The organism is Parahaliea mediterranea (genome assembly GCF_003402235.1).
Lineage (GTDB): Bacteria > Pseudomonadota > Gammaproteobacteria > Pseudomonadales > Halieaceae > Parahaliea > Parahaliea mediterranea.
In genome coordinates this window covers 53168-66568 of sequence record NZ_QEWO01000002.1, presented here as the reverse complement: position 1 = coordinate 66568, position 13401 = coordinate 53168, and the positions used below count along the sequence as shown (strand labels likewise).

Genomic DNA, 13401 nt, shown 5'->3' with positions numbered 1-13401 from the left:
GACTATCAACAAAATACAGATACTTCTATGGAATTATCAAGATACTTTTCGGCTCTGACCCTCCGTAACCCACTACAGTCATCCGTGAAGGAGTAACCATGGATCACGTTCTATCCGGTGTCGCCAAGTTCCGCCGCGAAGTGTACCCGCAGAAAGCCGAGAGCTTTCGCGAACTGGCCGACGGCCAGCAACCCGAAGTGTTGTTCATTACCTGCGCTGATTCGCGCATCGACCCCAGCCTGATCACCCAGACCGAGCCGGGCGAGCTGTTCATCTGCCGCAACGCCGGCAACGTGGTGCCGCCCCACAGCAACGACACCGGCGGCATGACCGCCTCCATCGAGTACGCCGTGGCGGTACTGGGTGTCAGTCACATTGTGGTGTGTGGCCACACCGATTGTGGCGCCATGAAGGGCGCCCTGAACCCGGAATCAGTCGCTTCGCTGCCCCACGTGCGGGAGTGGCTGGGCCACTGTCGCGCGGCGGTGGAAGTGGTGCGCGAGCAGAAGGGCGAGGTTTGCGCCGAGCACCTGGACTGCGTTACCTCCGAGAACGTGGCCCTGCAGCTGCAGCACCTGCGCACCCACCCGGCGGTTGCCGCCAAGTTGGCGACCGGCAAGGTCCAGCTGCACGGCTGGGTGTACAACATCGGCACCGGCGAGGTGCTGAGCTACGACGAATCCAGCCGCAGCATGCAGCCGCTGCTGGACGGCGAGCTGGCTGCACTGGGCGCCGCGGAGGCCTGATATGGTCAAACTCGACTTCAGTAACGTGCGCGGCGATATCGCCGGTGGTGTCACCGCCGGCGTGGTTGCGCTGCCCCTGGCCATCGCCCTTGGCGTGGCCTCGGGCGTCGGCCCCATGGCCGGTCTGTACGGGGCCATTGCCCTCGGTTTCTTCGCCGCCCTGTTCGGCGGCACACCCTCCCAGATATCCGGCCCTACCGGCCCCATGGTGGTGGTGCTGGCGGGCCTGTTTGCCAGCTTGTCTGGCAGCGTGGAGCTGGTCTTCACCGCGGTGATGCTGGCCGGTGTCCTGCAAATTGTGTTCGGCGTGCTGGGGATCGGGCAGTACATTCGATTGGTGCCCTATCCGGTGATTTCGGGCTTTATGTCCGGGATCGGGGCCATCATTATTATTCTGCAACTCGGTCGCCTGATGGGCCACGCGCCCCCCGGTGAGCCGGTTGAGGCCATGATCTACCTGCCCACGGCGCTGGCAGATATCAACTTCGCCGCCCTGGCGTTGGGTATCGGCACCCTGGCCATGTGCTACCTGTGGCCGGCAAAGTGGGGCAAGTACCTGCCGGCGCCGCTGGCGGCGCTGATCACCGGCACCCTGATTGCCTTTTTTGCCCTGAAAGTGCCGGTGTTAGGGAACATCCCCACCGGTCTGCCCAGCCTGCACATGCCGGTCTTCGACCGCGACAGTCTGTTCTTGGTGGTGGAGGCTGCGGTGATTCTGGCCATTCTCGGTGCCATCGACAGCCTGCTGACCTCCCTGGTGGCGGACAATATGTCGCGCTCCCGCCATGACTCCAACAAGGAGCTGATCGGGCAGGGTATTGGTAATGGCATCGCCGGCCTGATCGGCGGTATCGCCGGTGCCGGCGCCACCATGCGCACCGTGGTCAACATTCGCACCGGCGGGCGCACCAACCTGTCGGGCATGACCCATGCCCTGGTGCTGCTGGCAGTGGTGCTGGGCCTTGGCCCCCTGGCCGCCAACATCCCCCACGCGGTGCTGGCCGGTATTCTGGTGAAGGTTGGCCTGGACATCATCGACTGGAGCTACCTCAAGCGCGCCCACCGCGGCCCGCGCTGGGATTTGGCGCTGATGGTGCTGGTGCTGGGCCTGACGGTGTTTGTCGACCTGATCACCGCAGTCGGGGCCGGCGTGGTGCTGGCGGCCCTGGCCTTCGTGCGCCAGGTGGCCAAGACCCAGGTGGAAAGCCTGAAGAACCTGCCGGAGCACCTGGATTCACCGGAGGAGAAAGAGCTGCTGTCATCCATCCGCAGCCAGGTGTCGCTGTTCGACTTTGGCGGCCCGCTGAGCTTCGGCGCGGCGGCGGACCTTGGCCACCATGTGCGCGAGCACAGTGAGCCCGGCACCCGCATCATGATCCTGGACTTCTCCAGCGTGCCCTTCCTGGATCTGTCGGCGGCCCTGGCCATCGAAACCATTGCCACCGACGCCAAGGCCAGCGGCAAGTCGCTGTTTTTGGCGGGCATGAGTGATGAGGTGCGCGAGGTGCTGGTGGGGCTCATGGGCAGCGTGCCCGGCAATGGGGACTACGAGACCCGCCTGGAGGCCCTCAGGGCGGCGCGGTACTCCCTGTCCGGTGACTTCGGTGGCGACCGCTCGCCGCACGTGAAGATGGTGCCCGCCACCTGAGCTGACTGACAGCGTATTCACCCGATGGCAAAAGCCGCTCCCACCTGGTGGGGGCGGCTTTTTTCGTTGTGGGCCAGGCAGGGCACCTGCGCTGCGTCGGGCGCACAACAGCATGGCACCGTGTCGGGCGCACAACAGAATTGCGCTGCTACGACGGACGCGCAACAAAATAGCGCCGCGGCGGGCGCAAAAAAAGGGCCAGCGGATTTCTCGCGCTGGCCCTTTGCGTCAGGCAGATGTCAGCGGGCGATCAACGCTTGTCCAGCGCCACGTAGTCGCGCTGCGGGTGGCCGGTGTACAGCTGGCGCGGGCGACCGATGCGGTAGCTGCCGCTGATCATTTCGTGCCAGTGGGCAATCCAGCCCACGGTACGGCCCACGGCAAAGATCACTGTGAACATGCTGGTGGGAATGCCGATGGCCTTGAGGATGATGCCGGAGTAGAAGTCCACGTTCGGGTAGAGCTTCTTCTCGATGAAGTACTCGTCTTCCAGGGCGATCTGCTCCAGCTTTTTGGCGATGGCCAGCAGCGGGTCGTTCTCAATGCCCAGCTCCGCCAGCACCTCGTCGGCGGCTTCTTTCATCACTTTGGCGCGTGGGTCGAAGTTCTTGTACACGCGGTGGCCAAAGCCCATCAGGCGGAAGGGGTCGTTCTTGTCCTTGGCGCGGGCCACGAATTCATCGATGCGCGAGACATCGCCGATTTCTTCCAGCATCTCCAGCACCGCTTCGTTGGCACCGCCGTGGGACGGGCCCCACAGGGCGGCAATGCCCGCGGCGATACAGGCGAAGGGGTTGGCGCCAGAGGAGCCGGCCAGGCGCACGGTCGAGGTAGAGGCGTTCTGTTCGTGGTCGGCGTGCAGCAGGAAGATGCGATCCATGGCCTTGGCCAGGGTGGGGCTGATCTTGCTGCGCTCGCAGGGGTTGCCGAACATCATGTGCAGGAAGTTCTCGGCGTAGCCCATGCTGTTGTCGGGATACATGAAGGGCTGGCCGATGGAGAACTTGTAGCTCATGGCGGCCAGGGTAGGCATCTTGGCGATCAGGCGGAAGGCCGCCACCTGGCGGTGGTGCTCGTCGGAGATGTTCAGGGAGTCGTGGTAGAAGGCGGACAGTGCGCCCACCACGCCGCACATGATGGCCATGGGGTGGGCATCGCGGCGGAAGCCGTTAAAGAAGGTGCGGATCTGCTCGTGCACCATGGTGTGGTTTTTAACGGTGCCGACGAATTTTTCGTACTGAGCCTTGGAGGGCAGCTCTCCGTAGAGCAGCAGGTAACAGGTTTCGAGGTAGTCGGATTGTTCGGCCAGCTGGTCGATGGGGTAGCCGCGGTGGAGGAGGGTGCCTTTACCGCCGTCGATGTAGGTGATCTGGGATTCACAGGCGGCGGTGGAAACGAAACCGGGGTCGTAGGTGAACATGCCTTTTCCGGTGAGGCCGCCCACGTCTATCACGTCAGGCCCCAGGGTGCCGGAATAAATCGGCAGATCAATGGCCTCGTCGATGCCATCGACGGTCAATGTCGCTTTTTTGTCACTCATGAAAAGTCCTGCTAGAGGTGTGTTTCTGTGGGGTGCCCAACTATAGAGTTTCGTCAGCTTTTGTCAATTGAAAGGCGGGTTTTGGCCCTATGTCGATAGATACTGCGGTGATATTCGCCAATCAGGATTGGCGATGTTCGCCGACGTTCGCAGCAGCCATTTTTTGGCGCATGCCGGGCAGGCGGCGTCCTTTCTCTTATTTATTACAGGTTTGTAATCGTCGCCCCGACTCCTTATAATTTCGCGCGTTTTGGTTTGGCCGCCCCCTCTCGCGGGGGCGCAACGCCCGGCTGCCGTCGGCTCTGTAACCGCCATTTTTGGCGTCAAAACAATGGTACCCATACTGTGAATGACAAACGTCCCGTGAACTTGGACATTGGTACCATGCGGCTCCCCATAACCGCATGGACGTCCATTACCCACCGCGCCTCTGGCGTATTCCTTTTTGTCGGCATGGCCGTGCTTCTTTATATATTGGATGCCAGCCTCAAGAGCCCCGAGAGCTTCGCCACCCTGAAGGAGTGCTTGACCAGCCCCGTCGCCAAGCTGGTGCTGTGGGCGGTGCTCGTCGGCCTCATCTATCACTCGCTGGCCGGTATCAAGCACCTGATCATGGATTTCGGCTACGGTGAATCCATGCGCGGCGGTGTGCTGGGCGCGCGCCTGGTGATTGGCCTGTCGATTGTCCTGAGTGTTCTTGCGGGGGTGTGGGTATGGTAACTGCAGTGACGAGTTTTGGTCGTTCAGGCACCTCTGACTGGCTGGTGCAGCGGGTCAGCGGCGTTATCCTGCTGGCCTACTTCCTCTTTATTGGTAGCAACCTCATTGGTGGCGTTGACTACATCGCCTGGAAGGCCCTCTTTGCCCACACCTGGGTGAAGGTGTTCAGCCTGATGGCCCTGTTGTCGCTGGCGGCTCATGCCTGGATCGGTATCTGGGTCGTGCTGACGGACTACCTGACTGAGCGCCTCATGGGCGCCAAGGGCAATGTGCTGCGGGTGGCCTTGCAACTGCTGGTCATGGTCACCATTTTTGTTTATGTGGTCTGGGGCGTCCAGATCCTGTGGGGTTATTAAGCTATGGCGAATATGCGTACGATTTCCTTTGACGGCGTGATCGTCGGTGGCGGCGGCGCCGGTATGCGCGCGGCCCTGCAGCTGGCCCAGTCCGGCTACAAAACGGCGGTAATCTCCAAGGTTTTCCCCACCCGTTCCCACACCGTATCCGCCCAGGGCGGCATTACCTGTGCCATTGCCAGTGCCGATCCGCAGGATGACTGGCGCTGGCACATGTACGACACCGTCAAGGGCTCCGATTACATCGGTGACCAGGACGCCATCGAATACATGTGCAGCGTGGGCCCCGAGGCGGTGTTCGAACTGGAGCACATGGGCCTGCCGTTCTCGCGCACCGAAGAGGGCCGCATCTACCAGCGTCCTTTCGGTGGCCAGTCCAAGAACTTTGGCGAGGGTGGCCAGGCGGCGCGCACCTGCGCCGCAGCGGATCGCACCGGCCACGCCCTGCTGCACACCCTGTACCAGGGCAACATGAAGAACAACACCGTGTTCTTCAACGAGTGGTACGCCACTGACATCGTAAAAAACCAGGACGGTGCCGTGGTTGGCGTGATCGCCATCTGCATGGAAACCGGTGAAACCGTCTATGTGAAGTCCAAGGCCACGGTGTTTGCCACCGGCGGGGCAGGGCGTATTTACGCATCCACCACCAATGCCCACATCAATACCGGCGACGGTATCGGCATGGCCCTGCGCGCCGGCTTCCCGGTGCAGGACATCGAGATGTGGCAGTTCCACCCCACTGGCATTCACGGCGCCGGCGTGCTGGTAACCGAAGGTTGCCGGGGCGAGGGTGGTTATCTGGTCAACAAGGACGGCGAGCGCTTTATGGAGCGCTATGCCCCCAACGCCAAGGACCTGGCCGGCCGCGACGTGGTGGCCCGCTCCATGGTGATGGAGATTCTCGAAGGCCGCGGCTGTGGCCCCGAGGGCGACCACGTTTACCTGAAGCTCGACCACCTGGGCGAGGAAGTGCTGCACAGCCGACTGCCGGGTATCTGTGAGCTGTCCGAAACCTTTGCCCACGCCAACCCAGTACACGAGCCGGTGCCGGTGGTGCCCACCTGTCACTACATGATGGGTGGCATTCCCACCAATGTTCACGGCCAGGCGCTCACCGTGGACGCCAGCGGCAACGATGTGGTGATCCCCGGCCTGTACGCCTGTGGCGAAGTGGCCTGCGTTTCCGTGCACGGTGCCAACCGCCTGGGTGGCAACTCGCTGCTGGACCTGGTGGTGTTCGGCCGCGCCTCGGGCCTGTTCATCGAGAAGGCCCTGCGCGAAGGCATCGAGATGCGCGACGCTTCCGACAGCGACATCGAACAGGCCATGAGTCGTCTCGACAAGCTGAACAACTCCACCGGCGGCGAGAAGGTGGCGGACCTGCGCAAGGAACTGCAGACCACCATGCAGAACCACTTCGGTGTATTCCGCAACGAGAAGTTCATGCAGGAGGGTATCCAGAAGCTGGCCGACCTGCGCGGGCGCATCGAGAATGCTGCCCTGGAAGACAAGAGCCAGGCCTTCAACACCGCCCGTATCGAGGCGCTGGAACTGCACAACCTGTTCGAAGTGGCCGAGGCAACTGCCATTGCCGCCGAAGAGCGCAAGGAATCCCGCGGTGCCCACGCCCGTGACGATTACCAGGATCGCGACGACGAGAACTGGCTGTGTCACTCCATGTACTTCCCCGGTGAAAAGCGTGTGGGCAAGCGCGCGGTGAACTTTGCGCCGAAGACCGTGGACACCTTCCAGCCCAAGACGCGGACTTACTAAGAGGCCCCAGCGATGTTGAAAGTCAGTATTTACCGCTACAACCCGGAAGTCGACGACAAGCCCTACATGCAGGACTTTGACTTCGACACCCAGGGCAAGGACCTGATGGTGCTGGACGTACTGGAGCAGCTCAAGTCCCAGGACACCACCATCACCTATCGCCGCTCCTGCCGCGAGGGCGTGTGTGGCTCCGACGGCCTGAACATGAACGGCAAGAACGGCCTGGCCTGCATCACCCCGCTGTCGGCGACGGTGAAGGGCAACAAGCTGGTGCTGCGCCCGCTGCCCGGCCTGCCGGTCATTCGCGACCTGATCGTGGACATGAGCATGTTCTACGCCCAGTACGAGAAGGTGCAGCCCTACCTGCAGAACAACAGCCCGGCACCGGCTATCGAGCGCCTGCAATCGCCCGAGGACCGCGCCAAGCTGGACGGCCTCTACGAGTGCATCCTGTGCGCCTGCTGCTCAACCAGCTGTCCGTCGTTCTGGTGGAACCCGGATCGCTTCATCGGCCCCGCCGGTCTGCTACAGTCTTACCGCTTTCTGGCCGATAGTCGTGACACCGCCACCGAAGAGCGGCTGGCGAAACTGGATGACCCCTTCAGCGTATTCCGTTGTCATGGCATCCAGAACTGTGTCAACGTGTGCCCCAAGGGCCTGAACCCGACCCGGGCCATTGGGCACATCCGCAACATGCTGCTGTCTCGTGCCACCTGACATAAAGAAGTGTCAGCAAGCATTTGATTTTTAAGTAGTTTAAGGACCGTTACCGTCCCTGGTTCAAGGGGCGGCAACGGGTGAACACTCTGGGACCGGGGCCGCGGCGCCCCCCTGCAAGGTGGTCCACTCTCGCTTGCAGTTCGCCGGGCACCGGCCGTTTTACCTTGCCGGAAAGGTCACGATGCAAGAAAGCTCAATGGAACTCCTGTGGCGGAGTTCGCACATCGCAGGTGGCAACGCCACCTACGTGGAAGACCTGTACGAAACCTACCTCACTGATCCCAATTCAGTGCCGGAGCAGTGGCGCAGTTATTTCGACACCCTGCCGCGGGTCGAATCCAAGTCCGCCGTTATTCAGGACATTCCCCACTCCACTATTCGCGAACAGTTTGCCCGCATCTCCAAGATGCGCGTGCGGACCGAAGCCACGGTGGCCCACGACTCCCAGGCCACCGAATACGAGCGCAAACAGGTCAAGGTCGTCCAGCTGATTTCCGCCTATCGCCAGCGCGGGCACCAGAAGGCTTCCCTGGATCCTTTGAGCCTGCACGTGCGCGAGCCAGTGCCGGATCTCGACCTCGGCTTTCACCAGCTGTCCGCCGCCGACCTGGACACTGTGTTCCAGACCGCCAGCCTGTACATTGGCAAGGCGGACGCCAGTCTTGGCGAGATCGTCGATGCGCTGGAGAAGACCTACTGTCACACTATTGGCGCCGAGTTCATGCACATCGTTAACACCGATGAGCGCCACTGGGTGATGCAGCGGATGGAGTCCGTGCGCTCGGCGCCGGAGTGGGGCAATGAAGTCCGCACTACGCTGCTCAAGCGGCTGATTAAGGCCGAGGGGCTGGAAAAGTCCCTGGGCTCCAAATACCCCGGCACCAAGCGTTTTGGCCTGGAGGGTGGCGAGAGCCTGATCCCCATGCTGAGCGAGATGGTGCAGCGCCTGGGTGGCTACGGCGCCCAGGAAATCGTGATCGGCATGGCCCACCGCGGCCGCCTGAACGTGCTGGTCAATATTTTCGGCAAGAACCCGAGTGAACTGTTTGCCGAGTTCGAGGGGCGCGCCACCTACCAGAGCTCCGGCGACGTGAAATACCACCAGGGCTTCTCTTCCAATGTCATGACCCCCGGTGGCGAGTTGCACATGGCGCTGGCCTTCAACCCCTCTCACCTGGAGATTGTCTCCCCGGTGGTGGAGGGTTCCGTACGCGCGCGCCAGGATCGCCGGGACGACACGGTCGGTCACAAGGTGGTACCCATCGTCATTCACGGCGACGCCGCCTTTGCCGGCCAGGGCGTGGTGATGGAAACCTTCCAGATGTCCCAGACCCGCGCCTACAAGACCGGCGGGACGGTGCATATCGTGCTCAACAACCAGGTGGGTTTTACCACCAGCGAGCGCGAGGACTCACGCTCTACCGAGTACTGCACCGACGTCGCCAAGATGGTGCAGGCGCCAATTTTCCACGTGAACGCCGATGACCCGGAGGCGGTGCTGTTTGTCACCCAGATGGCAGTGGATTACCGCAACGAGTTCCACAAGGACGTTGTGATCGACCTGGTCTGCTACCGCCGCCGGGGCCACAACGAAGCCGACGAGCCCTCGGTGACCCAGCCGCTGATGTACCAGCAGATCCGCAAGCAGAAGTCCACCCGCGATCTCTATGCCGAACGTCTGATCGCCCAGGGTGTGATCAGCGCCGAGGAAGACCAGCGCCTGATGGACGGCTATCGCGAGTCGCTGGACCGCGGCGAACCGCTGGTCAGCAGCCTGGTGTCGGAACCGAACAAAAGCATGTTCGTGGACTGGAGCCCCTACCTCGGCCACGAGTGGACCCTGCACGCCGACACCGGTATGGATCTGCAGGCATTGCAGACCCTGGCCCACGACAGCAACGTGCTGCCGGACGGCTTCCCGGTGCAGCGCCAGGTAAACAAAATCTTTGAGGACCGCCGCAAGATGGCCGCCGGCGCCATGCCCCTGAACTGGGGTGCCGCCGAGACCCTGGCCTATGCGTCGCTGCTGCAGGACGGCTACCCGGTGCGCCTGACCGGGCAGGACGTGGGCCGCGGCACCTTCTCCCACCGTCACGCGGTGCTGCACAACCAGAAGGACGAGAGCCTCTACATTCCGCTGCAGCACGTGAGCGAGGACCAGGCGGATTTCACCATCCACGACTCCCTGCTGTCAGAGGAGGCCGTACTGGCCTTCGAATACGGCTACGCCACCACCTCGCCAACCGGCCTGGTGATCTGGGAGGCCCAGTTCGGCGACTTCGCCAACGGCGCCCAGGTGGTGATCGACCAGTTCATCACCTCTGGCGAGCACAAGTGGTCGCGCCTGTGTGGCCTGACCATGCTGCTGCCCCACGGTTACGAAGGGCAGGGCCCCGAGCACTCATCGGCCCGTCTGGAGCGCTTCATGCAGCTGTGCGCCGAGCACAACATTCAGGTCTGTGTGCCCACCACGCCGGCCCAGGTCTTCCACATGCTGCGCCGCCAGGCCATTCGTCCCCTGCGCAAGCCGCTGGTGGTGATGTCGCCCAAGAGCCTGCTGCGCCACAAGGAGGCCATCTCATCCCTGGAAGACCTGGCCCACGGCCACTTCCACAACGTGCTGGACGAAACCGACGATCTCAACAAGTCGGCGGTCAAGCGCGTTATCCTGTGCGCCGGCAAGGTGTTCTACGACCTGCGCGCCGCGCGCCGGGAGCGGGAGATCGAGGATATCGCCATCATCCGCCTGGAGCAGCTCTACCCCTTCCCGGAAGCTGAGCTGCTGCAGATTCTGAGCGCCTATCCCAATGTGGAAGAGGTCATCTGGTGCCAGGAAGAGCCCATGAACCAGGGCGCCTGGTACGCCAGCCAGCACCACATGCGGCGCGTGATTCACGCCCACAAGAGCGATGTCTATCTCAGCTATGTGGGTCGCGACCCGTCGGCGGCGCCGGCGGCGGGTTACATGGCGCTGCACCTCGAGCAGCAGGAACGGTTTATCAATGAAGCCCTGGGCCCCCGGCCCCAGGCATAAGCGATCGCATTTAAAGGAAGCGAAATGGCACACAAAATCAAGGCACCCACATTCCCGGAATCCGTTGCCGACGGTGAAATCGCTGTTTGGCACAAGCAGGAAGGGGAAGCCGTTGCTCGCGACGAGCTGCTGGTGGAAATCGAAACCGACAAGGTGGTGATGGAAGTGGTCGCTCCCGAAGACGGTGTGATCACCAAGATCTACGCCGGCGAGGGCGACACCATCGAGAGCGAGCAACTGCTGGCCGACCTCGAAGTGGGTGCCGCGGCGTCCGCTGGCAGCCCGAGCGCCGCCAAGGCGGAACCCGCCGCGCCGGTGGCCGAGGCCGCGTCCGACAGCACCGCCGAGCCGGTGCTGGGCCCCGCCGCCCGCCAGCTGGTGGAAGAGCACAAGCTCGATGCCAGCCAGATTGCCGGCACCGGTAAGGGCGGCCGCGTCACCAAGGAAGATGTACTCAACCACCTGAAAAACGCACCCAAGGCGGAGGCCAAGGCCAAGGCCAAAGCGCCAGAGCCCGCTCCGGCGCCTGCCGCTGCCACCACACCCTCCGGCGAGCGTGTCGAGAAGCGCGTGCCGATGACCCGCATGCGCGCGCGCATTGCCCAGCGCCTGCTGCAGGCCTCCCAGGAAACCGCCATGCTCACCACCTTCAACGAGGTGAACATGGCGCCGGTAATGGAGCTGCGCAGCAAGTACAAAGACCAGTTCGAGAAGATCCACAATGGCACGCGCCTGGGCTTCATGGGCTTCTTTGTTAAAGCCTGCTGCGAGGCGCTCAAGCGCTTCCCCGAGGTGAACGCCTCTATCGATGGCAACGACGTGGTCTACCACGGCTACCAGGACATCGGCGTGGCCGTGTCCACCGACAATGGGCTGGTGGTGCCGGTGCTGCGCGACGCCGACTTCATGAGCCTGGCGGACGTGGAAGCGGCCATTCGCGACCTGGGCCTCAAGGCCCGCGATAACAAGCTGTCCATCGACGATATGACCGGCGGCACCTTCACCGTGACCAACGGCGGTGTGTTCGGCTCGCTGATGTCGACGCCGATTCTCAACCCGCCGCAGACCGGTATCCTGGGTATGCACAAAATCCAGGAGCGGCCGATGGCGGTGAACGGCAAGGTGGAAATTTTGCCGATGATGTACCTGGCCCTGTCCTACGACCATCGCCTGATCGATGGCAAGACCGCCGTGCAGTTCCTGGTGGCGGTGAAGGACCTGATCGAAGACCCGGCGCGCATTCTGCTGCAACTGTAATATTGCGCGCATAATCGGCTAAGCAACGCACTGACAACGGGACACACCATGTCTGACAAATTCGATGTAGTAGTAATTGGCTCTGGCCCCGCCGGCTATGTGGCAGCCATCAAGGCTGCCCAGTTGGGCTTGAATACCGCCTGTGTAGAGCAGTGGCTGGACGACAAGGGCGAGGTCAAGCTCGGCGGCACCTGCCTGAACGTGGGCTGCATTCCCTCCAAGGCCTTGCTGGATTCCAGTCACAAGTTTGTGGAGGCCCGCGACCACTTCCAGGAACACGGCATCGGCGTCAGCAAGCCGAAGATTGACGTTGCCGCCATGCTCGCGCGCAAAGACAAAATCGTCGGCCAGCTCACCGGCGGTATCGCCGGCCTGTTCAAGCACAATGGCGTTACCCCCATTCAGGGGCGCGGCAAGGTGCTCGCGGGCGCCAAGGTGGAGGTCACCAACGCCAAGGGCGAAGTCAGCGTGCTGGAAGCGGGCAACGTGATCATCGCCGCGGGTTCCGTGCCGGTGAACATTCCCCCGGCCCCGGTGGATGGCGAATACATCGTCGACTCCACCGGCGCACTGGAATTCACCGACGTGCCCAAGCGCCTGGGTGTCATTGGCGCCGGGGTCATTGGCCTGGAGCTTGGCAGCGTGTGGGGCCGCCTCGGCGCCGAAGTGGTGGTGCTGGAAGCGCTGGATGAATTCCTGCCGATGATGGACGTGCAGATCGCCAAGGAAACCGCCAAGATCCTGAAAAAACAGGGTCTGGACATTCGCCTTGGCACCCGCGTGACCAAGGCCGAGGTCGGCAAGGGCCAGGTCGAGGTGACCTACAGCAGCGCCGATGGCGAGCACAAAGAAGTCTTTGACAAGCTCATCGTCGCCGTGGGCCGCCGCCCGCGCTCCGAAGAGCTGCTGGCCTCCGACAGCGGCGTGTCACTGGATGAGCGCGGCTTCATCTACGTGGACGACTACTGCGCCACCGAAGCGCCCCATGTGTACGCCGTGGGCGACGTGGTGCGCGGCCCGATGCTGGCCCACAAGGGCTCGGAAGAGGGCGTGATGGTGGCCGAGCGCATCGCCGGCAAGCCGGTGCAGATGAACTACGATGTCATTCCCTCGGTGATCTACACCCACCCGGAAGTGGCCGCCGTGGGCAAAACCGAGCAGCAGCTGAAGGCCGAGGGCATCGACTACAAAGCCGGTGTCTTCCCCTTTGTGGCCAGCGGCCGCGCCCTGGCGGCGAACGATTCCGACGGCATGGTGAAAATGCTGGCGGATGCCGAGACCGACCGCATCCTGGGCTGCCACATTGTTGGCCCCTCCGCGGCGGACCTGGTGCAGCAGGTGGTGATTGCGATGGAGTTCGGCTCCAGCGCGGAAGACCTCGCCCTCACCGTGTTTGGTCACCCGACCCTGTCCGAAGCGGTGCACGAAGCCGCGCTGGCGGTGGACGGCCACGCCATCCACATTGCCAACCGCAAGAAGCGCAAATAATCGCCCACGGGCGAAATGCCAAACTGCCCGAGAGGGCAGTTTGCGTAATGAAGGAGTAGAATCCGTCCCCGGCGCGCAAGCATAAGAGCCTAACTTTGGTGCCGGAGGCAACAGCA

The 13401-nt window shown here is 62.7% G+C and carries 10 protein-coding genes; 9 read left to right on the top strand and 1 reads right to left on the bottom strand.

Features of this window, described 5'->3' with window-relative positions:
* Positions 1-98: 98 nt before the first annotated feature.
* Both DDZ17_RS05910 and DDZ17_RS05905 read left to right on the top strand, forming a co-directional pair.
* Entirely contained in the window at positions 99-746 is a 648-nt protein-coding gene (locus DDZ17_RS05910; protein WP_116365064.1) for a carbonic anhydrase, read from the top strand.
* A gap of 1 nt (position 747) precedes the next feature.
* Positions 748-2394: a SulP family inorganic anion transporter gene (locus DDZ17_RS05905; RefSeq protein ID WP_116365063.1), complete on the top strand. Its 1647-nt coding sequence runs from the start codon at positions 748-750 to the stop codon at positions 2392-2394.
* 250 nt (positions 2395-2644) lie between these two features.
* On the opposite strand, the gene gltA is transcribed toward DDZ17_RS05905, so the two are convergent.
* Entirely contained in the window at positions 2645-3934 is a 1290-nt protein-coding gene (gene gltA, locus DDZ17_RS05900) for a citrate synthase (RefSeq protein WP_116365062.1), read from the bottom strand.
* 345 nt (positions 3935-4279) lie between these two features.
* Between gltA and sdhC the strand changes: the two genes are divergently transcribed.
* The 7 genes from sdhC (at position 4280) to lpdA (ending at position 13285) form a co-directional block, all read left to right on the top strand.
* Positions 4280-4654, top strand: a complete 375-nt coding sequence (sdhC, locus tag DDZ17_RS05895) for a succinate dehydrogenase, cytochrome b556 subunit (RefSeq protein WP_116365061.1) — start codon at positions 4280-4282, stop codon at positions 4652-4654.
* Complete coding sequence (gene sdhD / locus DDZ17_RS05890) at positions 4648-5010, top strand: succinate dehydrogenase, hydrophobic membrane anchor protein (protein WP_116365060.1); 363 nt, start codon at positions 4648-4650, stop codon at positions 5008-5010. Before sdhC ends, sdhD begins: the two co-directional genes overlap by 7 nt.
* A 3-nt stretch (positions 5011-5013) precedes the next feature.
* Entirely contained in the window at positions 5014-6786 is a 1773-nt protein-coding gene (sdhA, locus tag DDZ17_RS05885; protein WP_116365059.1) for a succinate dehydrogenase flavoprotein subunit, read from the top strand.
* A 12-nt stretch (positions 6787-6798) separates the two neighbouring features.
* The gene (locus DDZ17_RS05880; RefSeq protein ID WP_116365058.1) at positions 6799-7503 is read left to right on the top strand and encodes a succinate dehydrogenase iron-sulfur subunit; all 705 of its coding nucleotides are present in this window, start codon (positions 6799-6801) and stop codon (positions 7501-7503) included.
* A gap of 184 nt (positions 7504-7687) precedes the next feature.
* Positions 7688-10540 (top strand): 2-oxoglutarate dehydrogenase E1 component, encoded by a 2853-nt coding sequence (locus DDZ17_RS05875; protein ID WP_206613465.1) that lies wholly within the window; start codon positions 7688-7690, stop codon positions 10538-10540.
* A gap of 24 nt (positions 10541-10564) precedes the next feature.
* The gene (gene odhB, locus DDZ17_RS05870; RefSeq protein ID WP_116365056.1) at positions 10565-11797 is read left to right on the top strand and encodes a 2-oxoglutarate dehydrogenase complex dihydrolipoyllysine-residue succinyltransferase; all 1233 of its coding nucleotides are present in this window, start codon (positions 10565-10567) and stop codon (positions 11795-11797) included.
* A gap of 48 nt (positions 11798-11845) precedes the next feature.
* Positions 11846-13285: a dihydrolipoyl dehydrogenase gene (lpdA, locus tag DDZ17_RS05865; protein WP_116365055.1), complete on the top strand. Its 1440-nt coding sequence runs from the start codon at positions 11846-11848 to the stop codon at positions 13283-13285.
* Positions 13286-13401 lie beyond the last annotated feature (116 nt).